Origin of the sequence: Flavobacterium nitrogenifigens, assembly GCF_003254565.1 — a bacterium.
Classification (GTDB): Bacteria; Bacteroidota; Bacteroidia; order Flavobacteriales; family Flavobacteriaceae; genus Flavobacterium; species Flavobacterium nitrogenifigens.
This window is the reverse complement of record NZ_QJRI01000182.1, coordinates 100,455-122,276: the sequence shown is the minus strand read 5'-3', so window position 1 is coordinate 122,276 and position 21,822 is coordinate 100,455. Positions and strand designations below refer to the sequence as shown.

At 29.3% G+C, this 21,822-nt stretch carries 19 protein-coding genes; all 19 read right to left on the bottom strand.

Annotated features, from left to right (window positions below; translation table 11 throughout):
* Positions 1–19: 19 nt before the first annotated feature.
* A complete protein-coding gene (locus DM397_RS22195) occupies positions 20–919 on the bottom strand; it encodes an NAD-dependent epimerase/dehydratase family protein (RefSeq protein ID WP_111379802.1) in 900 nt (299 codons plus the stop codon).
* Entirely contained in the window at positions 920–1,738 is an 819-nt protein-coding gene (locus DM397_RS22190) for a glycosyltransferase family 2 protein (protein ID WP_111379800.1), read from the bottom strand. It lies immediately after the preceding gene.
* A gap of 12 nt (positions 1,739–1,750) precedes the next feature.
* On the bottom strand, positions 1,751–2,338 hold the full coding sequence (locus DM397_RS22185) for a DapH/DapD/GlmU-related protein (protein WP_111379798.1): 588 nt from the start codon (positions 2,336–2,338) through the stop codon (positions 1,751–1,753).
* A gap of 5 nt (positions 2,339–2,343) precedes the next feature.
* Entirely contained in the window at positions 2,344–3,453 is a 1,110-nt protein-coding gene (locus DM397_RS22180) for a glycosyltransferase (protein ID WP_111379796.1), read from the bottom strand.
* A 22-nt stretch (positions 3,454–3,475) separates the two neighbouring features.
* On the bottom strand, positions 3,476–4,291 hold the full coding sequence (locus tag DM397_RS22175) for a glycosyltransferase family protein (RefSeq protein WP_111379794.1): 816 nt from the start codon (positions 4,289–4,291) through the stop codon (positions 3,476–3,478).
* Between the two features lie 155 nt (positions 4,292–4,446).
* On the bottom strand, positions 4,447–5,571 hold the full coding sequence (locus DM397_RS22170) for an acyltransferase family protein (RefSeq protein ID WP_111379792.1): 1,125 nt from the start codon (positions 5,569–5,571) through the stop codon (positions 4,447–4,449).
* Between the two features lie 114 nt (positions 5,572–5,685).
* Entirely contained in the window at positions 5,686–6,387 is a 702-nt protein-coding gene (locus DM397_RS22165; protein WP_111379789.1) for a glycosyltransferase, read from the bottom strand.
* 4 nt (positions 6,388–6,391) lie between these two features.
* Complete coding sequence (locus DM397_RS22160) at positions 6,392–7,654, bottom strand: O-antigen polymerase (protein ID WP_111379787.1); 1,263 nt, start codon at positions 7,652–7,654, stop codon at positions 6,392–6,394.
* Positions 7,655–7,702: 48 nt separating this feature from the next.
* Positions 7,703–8,959 (bottom strand): glycosyltransferase family 4 protein, encoded by a 1,257-nt coding sequence (locus tag DM397_RS22155; protein WP_111379785.1) that lies wholly within the window; start codon positions 8,957–8,959, stop codon positions 7,703–7,705.
* 46 nt (positions 8,960–9,005) lie between these two features.
* A complete protein-coding gene (locus DM397_RS22150; RefSeq protein ID WP_111379783.1) occupies positions 9,006–10,061 on the bottom strand; it encodes a polysaccharide pyruvyl transferase family protein in 1,056 nt (351 codons plus the stop codon).
* On the bottom strand, positions 10,058–11,437 hold the full coding sequence (locus tag DM397_RS22145) for a lipopolysaccharide biosynthesis protein (protein WP_162615508.1): 1,380 nt from the start codon (positions 11,435–11,437) through the stop codon (positions 10,058–10,060). Before DM397_RS22145 ends, DM397_RS22150 begins: the two co-directional genes overlap by 4 nt.
* Positions 11,438–11,658: 221 nt before the next feature.
* Entirely contained in the window at positions 11,659–12,723 is a 1,065-nt protein-coding gene (locus DM397_RS22140) for a Wzz/FepE/Etk N-terminal domain-containing protein (RefSeq protein WP_111379779.1), read from the bottom strand.
* 11 nt (positions 12,724–12,734) lie between these two features.
* Entirely contained in the window at positions 12,735–15,158 is a 2,424-nt protein-coding gene (locus DM397_RS22135; RefSeq protein WP_111379777.1) for an SLBB domain-containing protein, read from the bottom strand.
* A gap of 46 nt (positions 15,159–15,204) precedes the next feature.
* Positions 15,205–16,251 (bottom strand): dTDP-glucose 4,6-dehydratase, encoded by a 1,047-nt coding sequence (gene rfbB / locus DM397_RS22130; protein ID WP_111379775.1) that lies wholly within the window; start codon positions 16,249–16,251, stop codon positions 15,205–15,207.
* 18 nt (positions 16,252–16,269) lie between these two features.
* Positions 16,270–17,277 carry a mannose-1-phosphate guanylyltransferase gene (locus tag DM397_RS22125; protein WP_111379773.1) on the bottom strand — a complete coding sequence of 336 codons (1,008 nt, stop codon included), beginning with the start codon at positions 17,275–17,277 and terminating at the stop codon, positions 16,270–16,272.
* 33 nt (positions 17,278–17,310) lie between these two features.
* Positions 17,311–18,600 (bottom strand): nucleotide sugar dehydrogenase, encoded by a 1,290-nt coding sequence (locus DM397_RS22120; RefSeq protein ID WP_111379771.1) that lies wholly within the window; start codon positions 18,598–18,600, stop codon positions 17,311–17,313.
* Between the two features lie 280 nt (positions 18,601–18,880).
* Positions 18,881–19,345: a UpxY family transcription antiterminator gene (locus DM397_RS22115; protein ID WP_111379769.1), complete on the bottom strand. Its 465-nt coding sequence runs from the start codon at positions 19,343–19,345 to the stop codon at positions 18,881–18,883.
* A gap of 68 nt (positions 19,346–19,413) precedes the next feature.
* On the bottom strand, positions 19,414–20,805 hold the full coding sequence (locus DM397_RS22110) for a UDP-glucose 6-dehydrogenase (protein WP_111379767.1): 1,392 nt from the start codon (positions 20,803–20,805) through the stop codon (positions 19,414–19,416).
* A 24-nt stretch (positions 20,806–20,829) separates the two neighbouring features.
* Positions 20,830–21,813 carry an SDR family oxidoreductase gene (locus tag DM397_RS22105; protein ID WP_111379765.1) on the bottom strand — a complete coding sequence of 328 codons (984 nt, stop codon included), beginning with the start codon at positions 21,811–21,813 and terminating at the stop codon, positions 20,830–20,832.
* Between the last annotated feature and the right edge of the window lie 9 nt (positions 21,814–21,822).

Genomic DNA, 21,822 nt, shown 5'->3' with positions numbered 1-21,822 from the left:
TTTATATTCTAAGAGTGTATTAATTATATTTTTTAAAGGATTTTATTGTAATGTCTAATCCTTCTTGTGTTGTTACTGGAAGTTCTTTTTTTAGAGCTTTTTTAATTTTTGAATTACTTACCACATAATTTTCGGTTAATTTATTAAGCCTTTCTGAATTTAGTGGTAATGATAAATAATCTCCAATTCTTGCAACAGTTTTTATGCCCCAAGGTGAAACTTTCCAAATAGTAGTTTTTTTTCCTAAATTCATTCCAATTCTTTGAATCAATTCATTTGTTGATAATGAATCATCATCAGCAATGTGGTAAATACCATTTGGAATTTCTTTATTTTCAAGCAATTCATTTATTACAAAACAAATGTTTTCTACACTCAAAAAAGAACGAAGATTATCAAATGCCCCTAATGGCCAAGGTATGTTTTTTAAAACAAAGTTATATAGCAAATTAAGGTTTCCTTTATTCCCTGGCCCATGAATCATACACGGTCTTAGAATATAGAGCCTTTTATCTGCTGGTAATTCTTTACTTAAAAGATATTCTTCAGCTTGTTTTTTAGAAATACCATAATGCGTTTTTGGGTTTGGTACAACATCTTCTGTAAGCATTTCTTTTATTTGATCCGCTGCTGCTTTTACAGAACTTAAAAAAATAAAAACAGTTGCATCTGACTTTAAAAAAGAATCAAAAACTTGTTTCGTCAATTCAAAATTAGCTTCATAATAGTCACTAGGCTTTGCTACATTTTTAAGATCATGAGCCTTTCCCGCCAAATGAATAATTGCATTTCCCTTAAAGTCAAAATGTTGATTCGGCACAAAGCGAATACTTTTGACTTCTACTTCATGCGAGGATTTTAAATATTCTCGAAGATTCTTTCCTACAAAACCTGATCCACCTGTAATAACTGTCTTCATTTAATTAAATTGCGACAATGTTTTGTCATTAATCTCTTTTCTTTCTGAATCAAAGAACCATCCCCATTTATTAAAATATGTAATTGCAGAATTGATAAATATTTTAAAGAGCCTTTTACTTTTATTAGCACCAGATTCATATTCGTGTATTACAGAGACTTTAGGAAAATAAATGGTTTTATAATATTTATGAATTCTTCTCGATAAATCCCAATCTTCAAAATACATAAAGAAATTGTCATCGTACATTCCTACTTCATTTACTGCTTTTAAACTAACCAGTGTAAAACATCCAGACAAAATCGGGGTATTATAAATAAGATCTTTAGGAACCTCCCTTAATTCATATTTGTTTATAAAAGCATTATAGGCATTATTTGGTTTTTTAACTTTTCTCCATAATATACTAAAAGGTGATGGCAAAAGTTTAGGCAGATTTTGAATACTTCCATCTTCATTTAAAATTTGTGGCATCATCATCCCAATAGCCATATCTGTTTTAATATACTCTATCATTGAACCAATTACATCATCAGTAAAATAGATATCAGGGTTAACAATAAAATGATAATCAGAATGTTGATCTATTGCTTTTTTTATTGCTATATTATGCGAAGCTCCAAAACCAGGATTAGAAGGGTTATGAAAATATTCAATTCGTGAATCTTCAACTAATTTACTTAATTCATCTGTTGGAGAATTATCAATTAGATACATTTTTATATCTAATTCTGTATTTAGACAAGAATTAATTGCCTTTTGCAAAACGTTCTTATCATTTCTATATAAAACAATACAGCATGTTATTTTTGCACTCATTTAATTTTTCGTTTATACTTTATCCCACTTTTTAGTGTCAAAATTATATTTTTTCACGACTTTTGCTGGTGTCCCCACAGCAATTACATTTGGAGGTAAACTCTTAGATACTACTGAATTTGCTCCCACAATACTTCCCTTACCTATTGTTACACCAGGTAAAACAGAAACAAATTCACCTAGCCAAACATTATCTTCGATAATAATAGGTTTTGCATATAATTTTCTTTCACTTGGAGGAGTATCCGGAGAATCAATCGAACCTTCGTCACTATAATTTCCATGATTTAGATCAGATATAAAAACTTTACTTGCAATTAATACATTATTGCCAAGCCTTACACCTTTCATACCAGAAATATGAACATAATCATTAATTTGAACATTTTCACCAATAAAAACAACTTTTTCTTTATTTTCTGGATAAGCTTCTATTCGACAGCCAACTCCCGAAGTAAATTTTTTCCCTATCTCTATGAATTTTTTATTTCTTATATCAAATGGCAATCTTATCAATCTTGCTTGTTTAAAGAAAACCTTTGTATAGATTAAAGAAACTCCAAGTTTTAAAAAACCTAGGAAACCGTATCTTTCTAACATATAAATTATTTTAATAAGGTTTGAAACAATTCATTCCAGTTTTGAACAAAAGGATCTTCATACTCAATTGACAAAGTCTTATCAAAATTAAAATTATCATTTATAAAACCGGACATCAATTCTGCTAATTTAACAACATCGTCTGTTTTAAAAAAATTAACATAATCATAATTTCCCACTGTTTCTCTCGCATATGGTAAATCAGCAACAAATATTGTTTTTTTAAATTGTTTAAACTCACTTATTGGTAATCCCCAGGTTTCTAATTTAGATGGAAAAATTAAACAATCAGATTTAGCATAATATCGATATACTTCTTCTCTTTTAATTAATCCAATAAAATTGATATTTTTAATATTTTTATAATTATCAACAACTGATTTAGCATATTTATTTTCAGAACCATCAATTGTAATTACAACTGTAAAATCTTCATTTTTTTGAGAAAGAATTTTAGATGCCTCACAGATAACATCAATATTTTTAAATGGCCTTGGGAAAGTTGGAAAGAAAAATATTTTTTTGTCATTTTCCATTTTATATTCTGAATGTAAAAATTCAGATGGAATTTTAGGGATTTCAGGAAATGAGACAATAATTTTTTCTTTTTTCAAATCAAACATTTCAATAAACTTGTTCTTCAACCATAACTGCTGTACAATTACATATTTATTTTTTTTAATATTTATTTTATACAAATATTTATAAAAAAGTCTAAAGAAAAATTGTATTGGCTGAATATAAATGTCTTTAAAATTTACTGTATTGAAAGGTGATGGATTATGACAGTATACGGCCTGAGGAACATTTTTTAAAGTCGGGCTAGTATCGTGAAGTGAAAACCAAAAAGTTATATTATTTTGGTTTGCAAATTTTTTAAAGTAAAAATATTCATAATATAGACGATAAAAATAAGATTTTCTAGATTTTGGAAATTCTACAAAACTAATTTTTTTATATTGATTTTCCGTAAACAGATCTTTTTTGTGTACAAGAGCAACAAATTCATATTCGGCAAATTCATCACTTTTTTCTATAGCAAAAAGACAATCTTTTAACACAGAAAGCGGCCCTCCCTCGAAAAGATTTACTGCAGATATTACAACCTTTTTCATAATTTAAACTTTAATGAATATCTTAATTGGAGAAAAATCTAAGCGTTTTATGCTTTAAGCATAACTTACAAGCAACAACTAAATTGTTAAATAAAACTATTTGTCTTTTAAAAAATTGATCTGAATAAATTATAGCATTAGATCTTTTTATTTCTTTAAAAATCCTCAATTTATTACTTATATCATTTGAATCATTAAAACTTAAGCTATGTACAAATTTAACATCTAGCACTACCAAATTTTTTCTAAATTTTGAATATTGGTTCATAAAGTAATTATCCGTACCATAAAAACGTAATCTTTCATCATATCTAAATCCTTCCTTAAAAAATCTATTAGAAATTACCATTCCGCTATTTATTGCTGTAATATTAGATGAACCTATTATCCCAGCTTTTAAATTTTTTATAAGGGCCGTTTTAAATAAAAAATCTTTTGCCGGACTGACTAAGACCGAATTAGAATATATCTGTGGCAAAAATAAATCTTGATAAGGGTTAAGTTTAATTTGTTCCTCTAAGATCTCGAAAAAACTTAATGGAATATCTGAATCATCATCACATAACATCAGAAATGAATCTTCTTCAAGGGAATCAATAACCATATTATATATTTTCGATAGAGCTACATTTTCAGGAGTATGTTTATAAATTAAATTTTTGAAATGATTGTTTAAAAAAGTAAATGATTGCTGATTAATAACCTCTTTGCTATTGTCCCAAATAAAAATTGTCGAATAATCTTTAAAATCTTTGAAATTTAAAAGACTCTGCAAAGTAGCAGACTCATTTATACCTTTATTATATAAACAGATTACGATTGTTAAATTACTAATCATTCTTAAAAAATTATTTTGAATTCAAAATTTCAAATTAGCTTACTTTTGTTAAGTAACTAACAATTGCCATTTAATATACAACATCCCAACTTAAAAAGAATATGCGCGGCAAACTATAATATCAATTTGTTCTAATTGCTAAAGTTTTTAAAATATTAATTTTTATTGTTTAAAAATTTACTTTCAACCAGTTCATAAAAAATCTTACTTAAGAATACAGTAAGCGGGGTGATTACGAACCACATTATTAACAATTGAATTTCGTATTTTATATTAAAATATTTAAGTAATAAAAGGTTAACCAAAGCTAAAATTGGCCCATGAATCAAATATAGACTATATGATATTTTACCTAATTCAGCAGAAATCTTGCTGGAAAAAAAAATAATCAAAATATTTTTATCGGGAAGAAATGTTATTTGATTCAATAAAAAAGATATTGAAAGTCCTAAAATAATTTCAGAATAAAATTCAGGTATTACTTTTAATTTGATTAATACTAGTGCAATTGCAAAAAGAATTATTAAAAATAAAAAAAAATATTTGTTAAATTTCAATCTATGTTCGCTATTAAAAGTATAGAAAGCCGATAGTAAACCTAAAAAAAACAGCACTATATATTGAGGTCTTGTAAAAGGCAAATAAATATTTACAAAGTAAGAAAAAATAAATGTTATACTTAATGAAATCAACCAATTCGCTTTTTTCCAGATAAAAAGCATTATCGGAAAAAGAAAATATATTTGCCATTCTAAAGCGACACTCCAATGAGCACCATTTATTTTGGAAATCCAGTATGTTTTTAAATTATGTATTAATAAAAAATGTGCACCTATATTCTCGAAATTAATTGGAATTTTTGAATCCCAGTTTGTATTACTATTAACTTGTAAAACAGGGAATGTAATAATAATAACAATGCTTAAAATTAAAGCTACATAATAAGGTGGAATAATTCGTCTAAACCTTCTTTTAAAATATCTTTGTATACCTCCTTGAAAGTTCATTTCATTGTTTACTACTGGAATTGCCAAACAAAATCCTGAAAGGATAATAAAAACACCTACTGATAAATAACCAAGTTTTATTATTGAAAGTAAATTATTAAGAAACTCGTTTTTTGAAATAGTATTATTAAAATAAGTAAATAAGTAAGAATGATATATTACTACTATTAATGCGCTATAACCTCTTATTCCATCTAAAAATTTAATTTTCATATTATCTTTTTTTAAACTTTTACTTAAAGCTGAAAAGCTAATTCTATCCTTATCAAACATTTCCACTCTAATTAAGTACAAAAGATCAAATCAGTTGGCTTCACACTTTAATAATAGAGTTATATGCCCATTCAAAATTTTTCAAAGGATTGACTTTATCAGTCTACATACAACTCAAATATTTTTGAAACGATGAATTAGTCCTCTGTTCTTAAAATAAATCCATGAAAAAAACTTATACTTTACACCAAAGTTATTATTAACGACTTTAAAAATTTCTTTACTATATTTTTTATCATGTGAAATTCCACCCATATCATGAAATGCAACAACAGGCTCACTGAATGCACAAATTTTTCCTTTTTTTTGATAAATCTGTTGATTTAGATTAAAATCTGAAAAAACTTTATAATCTAAATCATACTTTAAATCTTTTGATTTTTTGTAAAAACATCCCTGATGAGGAAGTGTGTTTTTCAGTTTTAACATAAATCCGTTTGACGGAATTAATTTTTTACCACTCGATAACTCAACTGGAAAACAATTTATATCATTACTAATGTTATCAGATAGCTCTTTTATAGGTAGATTTAACAAACGATCACCACAATTTATAAAATAAACGAATGTCCCATTACTATGAGAAATACCTTTATTCATAGCATCATATATACCCTTATCTTTTTCAGTAATAAAAGTCGAAATTTCATCTAAATACTTATTAATCACTTCAACAGTACCATCTGTTGAACCTCCATCTATTATTATATACTCAAAACTATCCCTTTCATATGAAAGGACACTCTTTATAGTATCTTCAATCAGTTCAACATTATTATATACAACAGTAATAACAGATATTAATTTTGATTTCATCTTATTATTCTATAATTATTTTATTTTTATTAAAGCTTTCTTTGATTATTAATGAAAGAAAAAAGATTGGCCCCAAATAAAACACAAAATCAAACATGGTACCTATTGCTTGATTAAATTCTTTTAAAAAGGCAGGTATTAAGAAAAAACCATAAACCGCTAAGGCATATCTAAAAACACTAGTTATTCTAATCTCTATAATTTTTTTTCTAAAATAAGCAGTTAAAATCCCAATTAAAAAACTATAAATTATGCCACCAATGTATCCAAAAAAAATATGCCCTCTAACAAAAAAAACAGTATTAGGGCCTAAAACAACATCATCAAATAGAGACGAAGTACTCCAATAAGTCTTAACCATCTGATACCCCATAGGCTCATAATAATCTGTCAACCTAAGCATTCCAAAAATACTATTGAACTCATATAAGAAATAATCAATAAAATTAAAATTGGCAAAAGAATCTCTCACTATCTGAGTTTTATAGTAAATCATTACATCTCCAAATTCCATTAATCTAAATCCTATGGCAAAAATTGGATTACCGTCTTCCTCCTCGATTTGAGCTTCTTTGATTACGATTGAAAGAAATAAAACTGCTGTAACAATCAAAAAGTATTTCATTTTTGACTTGATAAGTTTTTTAATATAGATAACAGAATCTGACCATATATTATTTTGCTGATAGAAATACCAAAAAACAGCTACAATACCAAGCGCTCCCGACTTAGATCCCTGCAATATCGACAACAAAAAATAAGCGACAAACATTACAAAAAATATAAATCTTTTTTTTGAAACAATCAATAACAGGCATATGCAAATTAGCAAAAAGTTACTTAGGAAAAACACTCTTCTCATCCATCCTGTTCCTTCAACAAATCTAGATATTTTTGCTTCTGTTGGATTATCAGAAAATAAAGGCACTCCTGAGAGTTTTAAAAAATAAAGGCTTAATACTACATAAAGAATAAAGAAAAGTATCGTAAATATTTCAAGTAATTGCAAATCTATAAGTTTTTCAATCTTTGTATCATTTCTTACAGGTAATTTAATTAATCTAAAACCGATTGTAAATGCTAAAATTGAAAAGAAAACATAAAAGAAAAAATATGAATCTGTTGATAGGCTTAGACTTGAAGCCATCATTAGAACGGTAAACAGGAAAGGGTCAAATATTGAGAGCAAATATTTCTTAAATAAAAAAAACAAAAGAAATGAAAAAAAAATGTAATAAAGACCAAAACGTAAAACTAATTCTTCCATTGTTTATTTTTAACCTGATAAACAAATAAACATTTACTACAATCCAGACTACTTGTCATATTTGCTACTTAATGTCACTTTATTATATAATTCAATATAACGATTGGCTATAAAAGAACTATCAAATTCTTTAACAATCTTCTCTCTTGCATTAAAGCATAAATCTCTATAATTATCAGAATTCAAAACCCATTCAATTCCTGTTGCCAAATCTTTCTCTTGAAAAGGTTTTGCTAAATATCCTGTTTTTTTATGCTCGACAATGTCCAATAAGCCTGTATGACCGAAAGCAACAACAGGTGTCCCGCATGCCATAGCTTCACTTGCGGTTTGAGGTAATGTCTCTTGTAAACTGGGTACTACCATTAGATCAACAGCACTATAAAGAGACACTAGGCTTACATCATCATGTAGATGCCCTAAATAATGTGTTTTTAGTTTGAAAGGCTGTTTCTCTTTTGGTTCGCTACTTCCGAAAATAACAAACTCAATATTTTTATCATTTAATAAATCTAAAGAACCAACTAATTCTTTAAATCCCTTATTTACATCGCTTGTTGCGCTCATCGCTCCGAAAAGTATTAATTTCTTATTAATGGGTAAATTCCAGAGACTTCTAGCATACTTTACATCTAACGGTTTAAAAATATTTGTATCAATTGGATTGGGTATGTTGACAACTTCATGATTTTTAAGAAGAGTACTTTCCTTTACGCAATTGGTTATCCATTTACTTAAACCTACTACTACCATATTTGATAATTTACTATAGGTCTTTTTTTTTCGATTGAAAATTCTTCGACTCAAATCCATTTCCTTCCTGCTATCTAATCGAGGGCAACTACCACATTCTTCCTTAAACTTTATACACTCCCACATTATATGGCAACCACCTGTAAAAGCCCAATTATCATGCAATGTCCAAATTATAGGCGCTTTAATTTTGGCTAAATCTTCAATTTTTACCATTGCATTAGAAATCCAATGTAAATGTACTATATCTGCATTTATGGTATTAATTTGATTAACCAAATTGTTAAATCCAATCCAAGATGGGCTAAAAAGTGTTTTGGTTCTATTTTTATAGAACTTAACAGGAAAATTGTCCGCTATTGTTCGACATTTTTCCCAGATATTTTGAAAAGTACATGTAGTATAGGATTCTACAGTAAAATCATCCCCAAATTTATTTTGAACTAACATCCTACTTTCGATACCTTTCTCTAATAATGATTGATGCAATCTATATGAAGCTCTTGCAGCACCTCCCATATTATCATATGCATTAACAATTAATACCCTCATTTCTTAGAATGTTTAAAAAAATACTTATACAGTTAAAAACCTTTTATTATTTATATTTATTTAAGGAAGAGATCCATTTATCAATATTACCTGTTGGCAACTTTATATTAGTAACATAATCATTATCTATAAAATTTACCATATCAAGAACATCTTCTCTTTTAATTACATTTAAGTTAACATCTTTACTTATTTCTATTGCCCTATTATCAACAGCCAAAATCAAAGTTCTAATATTTTTTTGCAATGCTCTTACTCCTGCGTGTAATCTAGTTCCTATATAATCAATATTTCCCTTTTCAAGAAGGTTATTGTATGCCTCAATTGATGGAGAGATAAGTTCAATGTTATGAAAGTTTTCGTTAATTTCGTTATAATAATGAAAATCATTCATACCTTGAATCCATAAATAAACCTTATTATAATTCTCTGATAAAATACGTAACATGGTTTTATCAAGTTCACTGTTTTTATGATAAAAAGTTAAAGTAGTCACAACTTCACTAGCCTTAGATACCGGTATTTGCTTACATTTTTCAGGACTAAGGCTCCATAATGTAGGACAACTTGTATTTATAACATTATTAATACCTATACTTTTCAATTTATTAGCAGTGTACTCATCTCTAACAGAATGCAAAACATCTTTAGATAATATAGTTTTATAAATGGCTGCTGTATATTTATTAATTCCACCTTGATATTGCCACCAACCACACCCCATAAGCACAACCTTATTTTTCAAAAGTCGTTTATGTCCAAAATGAATTTTCCATTGAAAAATTCGATCTAGATTTGAAGATAGTAAATTTGTTCCTGAAACAAACAACAAATGACGTTCATTCATTGAAATCATAGCATCATGAGATGTATATAATTGGGTAGGAAAATCTGTAAACAAGTCGTCTGGGTAGATATTCCTTAGTTTACTATAAACACTGTCATAAATTATTAAATCACCAAGATTAGCTGTTCCGATCGAAGGATTAAGTATTCCATAATCTTTATATCGATTTGTCTCCGCATTATTATTTTGCACCTTAAACTTAGATACAATAAAGCCTCTCAAATAGGCTTTTAAAAAGATTAGTTTATTCATCATTTATTCCAAATACCTTTTGCTGTATTATTAATTATTTTAAAATATTGTAATGGTCGAAGTATAATAGCATATATTAAAGAACAGCATGTTGCTAAAACAACACCTGAAGGTCCCCATCCTAAATATTTACCAAAAAATATACTTAAGGGTATGTTTATAATCATTGTTATGATAGACGTATATAACTGCAACTTTATTTTTCCGACTCCGTTTATAAAATTAACGTATATCATATTGAACGTCATCATTAAAACAAAAAGCGCCATACTCAAAGATAAATTCAAAGGAATCTCTATATTATTTCCTATCCAAAAATTGTAAAACCATTTTGAAATAAAAATCATTATTAAAAGCAAAATTGGAACTAAAAGCCAAATCTTTTGAACCGTCGAAACAGTTCTCCTAATCCAAATGAAATCTTTTTTTACATAGGCTTCTGTAAAGCTTGACCAAAATGGTGTGAGCAAAATTGTATAGCCCATTGTAACAATCGAAAAATATTTAAACGCTAAATTATACTTTACTACATCTTCTGGTCCAAATAACTTAATAATAATAAAGTTATCACTTGAAAATAAAACTAAAGATGCGATTTGAACTATGAAAAACTTAAAACCTAAATTTGAAATATCATTTAAATGTTCCCTTTTCCATAATTTAAACTCTGGTTTAAATGCCAAATAAGTTGTATTGAAACTAATAAAATTAAAAATTAAAAGAATAACTACTGGAATAGCAGAAATCAAACTCCCGAACAACAGCAAAGAGCTTCTATTAGTTTTAGTAAGAAGCCAAATAACAATTAAGGATAATAATTGAGAAAAAAATTGAATTTTACCTTCAATAGAATGATGCTGATCTGCTTGATAGATAGTAACAATCAATTTAGAAACTAATTGCAATCCGAAAAAAGCAAATATTATAGGCAATAAAACAGATAAATCTCCGCTTAAACTTTCTTTCGTATTAAAAACCAAAGTCCAATCAATAAATTGATTTAAAATAAAAAAGACTAAGACTATAAAAAGGCTAATGGCTCCAATAGTAAAATAAGCAGAACTAACATATGCCTTCGCTATTTCATAATTATTATTTGCTTTAGCTTCGGTAAATTTATTACGAAGTCCATTTCCTAATCCTATATCAAAAAATGAAAACCAAGATATAAACGAGCTTAATGTTAACCAAACACCATAATTATCGGTATCTAAATAATCAATAGTAATAGGTATTAAAATAAAACTAATTGCAATCGTTCCAATCTTGAAAAAAAAAGACCAACCAATATGTTTTAGAATATTTTTGTTTCTTTTACTTTCAATGTTAATTTTGTTTTTAATGTCATTAATTAAAATGCCCTTTTTTAACTTACCCAAAATAACCCTACTTTTTATATTAATTTTCTAATAAAATATTTCATTTTATTAGACTGTAATTTTACAATACTATGTACTATATCCAATATTTTTATTGAAAACTATAACAATCCAAATTTCTTTTAACTTATAAAAAAATAAGCACAACATATTAACCTTAAATTTCATTAAGAAAACCAAATGTTACAATTAATTTCTTAAATATTAAACAATTCTTTAAATTATAAATCTTTTAACAACTTCCTCAAGACTAACCACAATATTGTAATAAAACCGGCTAAAAGACCACCAATCACCAATCCTTTAGCTTTTCCAAAACGTTCTTTTTGTAATGGCAATATAGGTCTGTCAATTATCTGTATCAAAGGAGTCTCTCTTCTTAAGGTAACTTTAGCCAATTCTACTTGTTTTACCAACTCAGTTAAAATGGCAGTATTCGCTTGTACATCAACCTGTCGGCGAACTGATGGTGTTTTACGTACATTTAAAGCTGGATTTAAATTAAAAGTATTATCAGTTGCGACAGCAACTCCAGTAATAGCTGAATTTAACTCACTTCGAATTGAATCTCTTTGTCGCTCTAAAATATCCATATTTATTCTAGCCCTCTTACTTTTTGTTGAAACATAAAACTCAGAAACCTTTATAGCCAAACCTTCACAAAAGTATTTTGCAAAAAGTTCATCATTATCAGAAACCTCAATATTAATAATGGAAATTTTTTTATCTTTTTGTTCTACTTTTAATTCCGACTTAGATAATTTCTCATACATCGCCCCCATAATACTATCTTGATCTCTAGTAAAAGTCTTTCGGTTAGCATTAGGTAAAAATTGAACAGACTCAAATCTTTGTTTCCCTTCCCATTTTTTGCGCCAGTTATTGTTTTGTATATACATCTCTGCAAGTGAAATCACTTTATTATCAACGTTAACAGGTAATAATAATGTTTTCTCAACCATGGAACGCGATTTAAAAAGTTGTGTCAAATTTGAACTTGAAAACATTCCACCACCACTACCTCCAACATCAAGACCTAAACTACTTGCTAAACCTAGAGCCCCACCAATATTAACATTTGAATTATCGTCTTCCAATGCAAATGATAATGTAGCAGTATAAATTGGCTTTTTAAGTAATGAATAAGTCAAACCTAAAGTTCCGCCAACTATAACTAAAGTAACTATAGTTTTCCATTTTGTAAGTAAAAAAACGTACCATTCTTTAAGATTTTCAATTAAATCTTTTAAAGAAATTTCATCTTTCTCTTTTGTAATATTATCCATAAAAAACCTACCTATTTAAATGCTGTAACAATCAATAATGCTAAACTTGTTAATACGCTTCCTATACTTACCCATTCTCCTGTGCTCATCTTTTTAGTTTCAGGTTTTTCAGGTACAACTATCTGAGAATCAGGCTCTACATTTGGGTATGATCTAAAAAACAAAAATGATTTAGTTACATCAGCTTTTCCGTTAGGATAAATTATATATGCTTTTTTCTTCCAACCTTTACTATCAACTCCTCCAACCGCATTAATATAATATTTAAATCCTTTCCCTGATCTATATGGAATTTCAGATGTCAATAATACATTTCCTGTTACTTTTACACCTTCATTATAGACAGCAACTTCTATTTCATCGCCTGGAAAAAGAGTCACATTGGAATAATGATTTTTGTTCTTTACTATTTTTTCCCAGTTAATTGGAATTGTCGAAAATTTTAATTCATTTTCAAGTTTATTTATTAATTTATTATTTAGCGTATCTGTTTTCAAATTCAAATCTACACTTTTTAATTTTTCAATTTGATCTTCTTTAATGGGTCTAAGAATTTTCATTCCTTCTAAATTAGCTACAGATGTCAAACCACCAGCCCTCATTACAACATTATAAACCGTTTCTTTTTTGTTTGCCAAAACATATTTACCAGGATATGCAACTGCACCTTTTATAACTACCATTTGTGGTTTTTCATAAACTGCAATTCTTCGAATATTAACTACATCAAAAGGTTTTAAAATAAAATTCTTGGCTTGTTCATTATTATCTGCAGTAATTTCGAATTGAACTAACTCAATACGTTTTGGATCTGAATCATCTATAATATCAGATTTTATCATTCTAGCAATTTCAACTCTTTTAGATGCTGATCCAGTCAAACCTCCAACTTGAACAATTAAATCGTTAAGAGTCAAATTCTCTAAATAATCATATACCCCAGGGTTCTTTACTTCTCCATCAATAGTGACTTTATATTCTTCTCTAAAATCAAGAATAGAATAAACAGTAACTATATCTTCTCTTTTTAATTCAATATCAGCATTTAAATCACCTGACAATGCAGCATCTAAATCGACATTCATAATTTCTGTTGTCAAATCAGTTTTTAGACGTATTATTCGTGCTCTTTTACTGTACGCATCTTCTTTTAGTCCTTCAGCTCTAGTAATAAGATCAGAAACACGCATACCCTCTGTAAACGAATAATAATCTGGCCTAAAAACCGCCCCTTCAATTTTAATTCTATTCTCAAAACGGTTTAAAATTTTGGTTATTCTAAAAACATCTCCTGATTGAGGAAGATATGAATTATATTCACTTTCATTTATGTCATGAACTTTAAATTCTTTACCCGTTTTCTGCAATACATTTACAGAAGCTGTATAAGCAAATTCATTAAAACCTGATGCGAAATTTAATAAATCAGCAAAGGTTTCCCCTTTTTTCATTTCAAAAATACCTGGGCGTTTAACTTCTCCTTCTACAGTAACTCGTTGGCTATAAGCTGGAATTCTTATGACATCGTTTTCTTTTAAAGTAACATTGTCAGATTGATCTCCCTTTACTAAGAATCTATATATATCAATATTCTTATAGACTTTATTATTTCTAATTAATTCGATATTTCTATAACTTCCATTCTTTCCTGGACCACCTGCTAAATGTAAAGCATTATAGACCGTAGCTAGAGAAGAAATCGAGTAATTCCCAGGTTGTTTACCTCCTACAATTGTTATTTTAATTGTTCTTATCTGACTTAAGCTAACGCTTACCTGAGATTGTCCCGAACGAACAGTACTATACACTTTTGCAATCGCGGCTTTTATTTTTTGAGTAGCCGCTTCAATAGACATTCCAGACACTGAAATCTGTCCCACATACTGAATAGCGACCTTTCCTTCAACAGAGACTGGTATTGACGCATTATACTCTTGAACACCATAAACACTTACTTGCAACTCATCACCTGGCCCTAAAACATAATTTACTGGAGTTGCCATCTTCAAGTCTGGTTCAAAATTTAAAGTTGGATTATCAAATAATTCAGAACCAAAAATCAAAACATTAGTAGAGTCTTTAACTTTGTTATTTTTAATTTTGTTTTGTTTTCTACCAAAACCACTTTTATCCTCTTCTTTTTGGGATTTACCCTCAATGCCTTTGTTTAAACCAGCCGAATATTCATTAAGTCTAACCTTTAATTTATCGTATTCTGTTTGGCTCATCCCTTTTGATAATGCCATTGGCTCAACTTGTTCAATTGTAGTATTATTACTTTTTAGTTGTGCACTAATTTTAGCTAAATCATCATCAGATAGATAATCAACTTTAATTGTACTTAAATCTTTACCCTTTAGAATATCTTGTGCATTAACATTATAAGAAAGTAAAAAGGTAAAAAACAGAATAAGAACGTAAATTATTTTTTTCATGTTGATTTTATTTAATCTTAAAAAATAAATTTAAAACAAGTTTAGTTTAAGAATATTGCTTTTTATAATAATCTTTGTATGATCCAGAAGTTACATTCTGCAACCATTCTTCATTATTCAGATACCAATTGATAGTTCTTTCTAAGCCTTCTTCAAATGTTACTGACGGCCTCCATCCCAATTCTTTATTAATTTTTGAGGCATCTATTGCATATCTTAAGTCATGTCCAGGTCTATCTTTTACAAATGTGATCAATTGTTGAGAAGTTCCCTCAGATCTTCCTAACTTTTGATCCATAATCTGACATAATAATTTTACCAAATCAATATTTTTCCATTCATTAAACCCACCAATGTTATAAGTTTCATGATTCTTTCCTTCATGAAAAACTAAATCTATCGCAATAGCATGATCTTCAACAAATAACCAATCACGAGTATAGTTTCCATCTCCATATACTGGTAATGGTTTATTATTAATTATGTTATTTATAAATAGAGGAATTAATTTTTCAGGAAAATGATAAGATCCATAATTATTAGAACAATTTGTTAAAACATACGGCAAGCCATAAGTTTCACCATACGCTCTAACAAAATGATCAGAACTAGCTTTTGAAGCAGAATAAGGTGAATTAGGATCATAGGCCGTTGTTTCTGTAAATAACCCTTCTGCCCCTAAACTTCCGTACACTTCATCTGTACTAATGTGATAGAATCTTTTTCCATCAAAATTATTCTTCCACTGGTTTTTAGCCGCATTTAACAAGTTCATGGTACCAATTACATTTGTTTTTACAAATGCCAAAGGGTCTTCAATCGAACGGTCAACATGAGATTCAGCCGCTAAATGTAAAACACCATCAAAACTATGAATTGAAAAAAGTTCATTAATGAAAACTTCATCAACTATATCCCCTTTTACGAAGGTATAATTGGATTTATCTTCAATATCTTTAATATTTTCTAGATTTCCTGCATAAGTTAATGCATCCAAATTGAAAATGTGATATTCTGGATATTTATTAACAAATCTTCTCACTACATGTGACCCAATAAAACCAGCACCTCCAGTTATAAGAATTTTTTTCATTTTATCTTTGTGATTACTTTACTTTAATAATTCTGAATTCTGTTTTTCTAATTCGGTATAAATATCTTTTACGTCTTGCGAACTTTCTTTTTGTAAAATCAAATTAGCGGTATCTGTATAGACAAAAATAGTATTTTCTAAACCAAGAAAGGTCGTATGTTTATCACATCCAATAACCATATTGCCTTTAGCGTCAGTTGGATGTCCTTTTGATATTAAGTAATCATAAACAGATTCAAAAGAGCCTAAATCTGACCAAGAAAAAGAAGCCGGAACAACCTTAATTTTTTTACTTCTTTCCATCACGGCGTAATCTATACTAATTGATGGAATTTCCATAGATAAATCTAAATCTAAGAAACCATCTTTACTTGCTTCCCATACCTGTTTTGATTTTTTAAAGACATCTGGCTGAAATTGTTTTAATTCTTCCAAAAGGACACTAGCTTTAAAACAAAACATACCACTATTCCATAGAAAATTACCCTTTGCTATAAATTCCTTTGCAGTCGTTTCGTTTGGCTTTTCTCGAAATGAAACTACGTTATCGCCCTTAGCTTCTATATAACCATAACCAGTTTCTGGCTTAGTTGGAATTACACCAAAAGTCACAATAAAACCCTCGTCAGCTTTAGTGACCGCTTCATTTATTGCTTCATTATAATTCTCCATTAAATCAATAATATGATCAGAAGGGGTTATAATTAAAATATCATTGGGTTCTGAAGCAAATGCTGCAAATGCAATTGCCGCAGCAGTATTTCTAGGAGTCGCTTCAACAATATTTATATATGAAGTGCTTGTTTTATCCATTACTTTGCCACTAAGTTGAAAATTATCAACATTTCCAACAACCATCACTTTATTTGCTAAATGGCTATTTCTTTCAACAGTCATTTCAAACAAAGATTTTCCATCAAATATTTCAAGGTATTGTTTTGGTCGACTTTTACGCGAAAGAGGCCACAGTCTACTTCCAACTCCTCCAGTAAGAATTACATGTGTAATAGATTTATCTGAACTCATATATTTTTAAATAAAAAAAAAAAAATTTAAAACTTAAAGCCTATTGTCGGCTAAAGATCCTAAAACTCCTTTTACATCATAAATTAAACTTTTATCTTTTTGCAAATTTGAAAAATCAATTTCAAGAAATTCAGAGTGAGCCACTCCTAATACCAATGCATCAAATTTTTCTTTAGGCAAAATATTTACAGTTTCTAGTTTGTACTCTCTCGCTACTTCCTCAATATTCGCAAGTGGATCAAAAACTACAACTGTTATTCCGTAATCTTTTAACGCTTTTATTACATCAACAATTTTAGTGTTACGGACATCTGGGCAATTTTCTTTAAAAGTAATTCCAAACATCAAGAGACTAGCACCATTAACTGAAATTCCTTTTTTTATCATCAACTTCACGATTTGCGAAGCAACATATTCTCCCATGCTATCATTCAAACGTCTTCCAGCTAAAATTATTTCAGGATGATATCCAAATTCTTGTGCTCTTTGGGCTAAATAATAAGGATCAACTCCTATACAATGCCCTCCGACAAGACCTGGCTTAAAGGGTAAAAAATTCCATTTAGTAGCTGCTGCCGCTAATACTTCTTGGGTATCAATATTCATTAAATTAAATATTTTAGCCAATTCGTTAACAAAAGCAATATTAATATCTCGCTGAGAATTTTCAATAACTTTTGCCGCTTCTGCAACTTTTATTGTAGGCGCAAGATGTGTTCCTGCTGTAATTACAGATTTATACAGCGCATCGACTTTCAAACCAATTTCTGGAGTTGAACCAGAGGTAACTTTTAGGATTTTTTCAACTGTATGCTCCTTATCTCCTGGATTTATTCTTTCTGGCGAATATCCTGCAAAAAAGTCTTCATTAAATTTTAAACCTGAAACTTTTTCTAAAACGGGTACACATTGCTCTTCTGTTACTCCCGGATAAACAGTTGATTCATAGATAACAATATCTCCTTTTTTCAAAACTTTCCCAACAGTTTCACTCGATTTATACAAAGGAGTTAAATCTGGTCTATTATTTTTATCAACCGGAGTAGGAACAGTAACTATATAATAATTACATTCTTTAATATCATTTATTGATGTAGTACAGTACAAGCCTTTTTCTTCGTTTAAGTTTTCTACTAAAACTTTCTGTAAAACATCATCTTCGACTTCTAACGTACTATCGGTACCACACTGTAATGAAGTAACTCTTGATTCGTTTATATCAAATCCAACAACGGAATATTTAGTAGCAAATAATCGCGCTAAAGGCAATCCTACATAACCTAAGCCTATAACTGCAATTCTTACATTATTTTCCAACTTCATACTTTTTTATTTATCCTGATCGCTTAAACTCATGGCTTCGCCGTTCTCAGTCACAAAATTTTGACTCAGACACCCAAATTAATCATTTTCGGCAAATATAGCATAATAAGTCTAGTTATTCAATACGGTTTTACGTAATACTAGCAAAACAATTTACAACGAAAAAACGAATATTTACAACAACCTATTAATCAGACTGTAAATAAATACATAATAAAAAAAACAGAAGAAAAAATCTAAAAAAGGTTCTCTTCTGTTTAATTTTAATTTGATAACGTTGTTATTTGTACTTTATTTTTAAAATGCAACCTAAAGTTTCCAAGACAAGTGTATAATAATTATTAGAAATTTCTTGTACAATTGCATTCTGATTACTGAATGCTCCTGACTCTAATTTAATTTTATCACCAACCTGAATAGCCGAGACCGATATATCACTAATATTTGTTGCTTTTAGACTTTTTTTTATAATTTCAATTTCTTGATCCTTTACAATGGCAGGTTTCCCAAGCCAAAACAAATACCTAATAACGCCTGCAACTTGAAATACTAAATTCCGGTCTGAGTCGGGTAATTGCACAAAAACATAAGAATTAAAAAGTGGCATCTCAACTTTCTTTTTTCGATCTGACCATTGTTTAACCTGAGTAATTAAAGGACAATAGCATTCGACTCCCAGCTGATTAAGCTTATCCGCAACTTTCTTTTCCCATTTAGGTTTTGTATAAACTACGTACCAATTCATTTTTTTCTTCTATATAAATGAAGCAAAATTCGTATCACCTCATATTTATTACAAACTACAAAACTAATTTATGAACCAATACCATTATAAACGAATCCTATTGATTCTAATTCTTTAGCATTCAAGATATTTCTTCCATCAAAAACAAAGGCTGGCTTATGCATTGAATCGTAAATTTTTTTCCAATCGTAAGTTTTAAACTCATCCCATTCCGTTAAAATTGCAATCGCATGCGCACCTTTACATGCTTCATAAGCATTTTCAAATGAATTCAAAGCTTTAATGTTTTCCTGACTTGTTCGTGTTTCTAAATAATCTAAGTCGTTTAACATCTTGCTTTTAGAAACTTTAGGATCAAAGACTGAGATTTTAGCTTGTTCGTTTATTAAGTCATCCGCAACATAAATTGCCGCAGATTCTCTTGTATCGTTTGTGTCTTTTTTGAAAGCCCAACCCAAAAACGCAATTTTCTTATCGGCTACTGTATTATATAATGTCTGAACAATTTTATTTGAGAATCTTCTTTTTTGATGATCATTCATAATAATTACTTGCTCCCAATAATCAGCCACTTCGTTTAATCCGTATGATTTTGCAATATACACTAAATTTAGAATGTCTTTCTGAAAACAAGAACCTCCAAATCCTACAGAAGCTTTTAAAAATTTTGGCCCAATTCTACTGTCCATACCAATAGCTCTCGCTACTTCATTTACATCTGCGCCTGTTTTTTCACATAACTCTGACATTGCGTTAATCGAAGAAATACGCTGCGCTAAAAATGCATTTGCAGTCAATTTCGACAATTCTGATGACCATACATTTGTTGTCAAAATCTTATCTCTACTTACCCAGTTTGAATAAACATCAACCAAAGCATTAATTGCTTCCTCTCCTTCTTCAGTTGTGTCTCCGCCAATCAAAATACGATCTGGATTTAACAAATCAGTTACTGCCGTTCCTTCTGCCAAAAACTCTGGATTAGATAGAATTTGAAATTGAACACCATTTCCTGTATTATCCAATATGCTCTTAATTGCCTCAGCTGTACGAACTGGCAAAGTTGATTTTTCAACTACAATTTTATTCTGTTTCGCTACTCTCGCTATTTGTCTAGCACATAACTCAATATATTTTAAGTCAGCTGCCATTCCTTTACCTTTTCCATAAGTTTTAGTAGGAGTATTTACTGAAATAAATATCATTTGAGCCTCGTCTATTGCTTTATCGACTTCTGTAGAAAAAAATAAATTTCTACCTCTTGCTTCTGCTACAATTTCAGAAAGACCAGGTTCATAAATTGGAATGTTTTCAGGATTCGGATCATTCCAATCCGCTATTCTCTGTTCATTTAAATCAACAACTGTGACCTGAATATGTGGACATTTTTGAGCTATAACAGCCATAGTTGGTCCACCAACATACCCTGCACCAATGCAGCAAATCTTTGTAATTTTCATTTGATCTATTTTATCTTGATCTGTTTATTTTAAATTTTTCCAATACCATCCAACGGCTTCTTTCAATCCTTCTTGTAAAGAATATTTAGGATCATATCCTAACATATTCTTTGCCTTATCGATGCTTGCCAACGAATGAGGAATATCTCCTACTCTGTTTTCTCCATAAATAACTGAAACGTCTTTTATTTTTGGATCAAAGTCAGATAAATATTCTTTTAGATACTTCACCAAATCATTTAGTGTATTTCTATCCCCAAATGCCGTATTATAAACCGAGTTAACTGCCTCTGGGTTTTGAGAAGTCATAGCCAATTCATTCATTTGAATAACATTGTCAATATATGTAAAATCACGAGAATAATTCCCATCTCCATTAATTACTGGGCTTTCGTGACTCATAAATTGTTTTACAAATTTTGGAATAACAGCAGCGTAAGCTCCATTAGGGTCTTGCTTTCTTCCAAAAACATTAAAATAACGAAGACCTATTGTTTCCAATCCGTATGTTTTGCTAAAAATTTCAGCATACAGTTCATTTACATATTTAGTAATGGCGTAAGGTGACAATGGTTTTCCAATAACATCTTCTACTTTTGGTAATCCTTGCGAATCTCCATATGTTGAAGAACTTGCTGCATATACAAATCGTTTTACTTTAGCATCACGAGCAGCTGTAAGCATATTTAGAAATCCTGAAACATTTACTTCATTGGTCGTAATTGGGTCCTTTATTGATCGAGGAACAGACCCTAAAGCGGCTTGGTGCAAAACATAATCTGCTTCTGCAACCGCCAAATTACAATCAGCTAAATTCCGAATATCACCTTCAATTAATTTAAAATCTGGATTATCCAAAAAATCTTTTAAATTATGTCGATGCCCTGTCGAAAAATTATCCAAACAAACTACCTTATAACCTGATTCTAAAAAAAACTCCGTTAAGTTTGAACCAATAAATCCAGCTCCTCCCGTAATTAAAATTGTTTTTTTTGTCTTACTTTCCATTTTATGCAA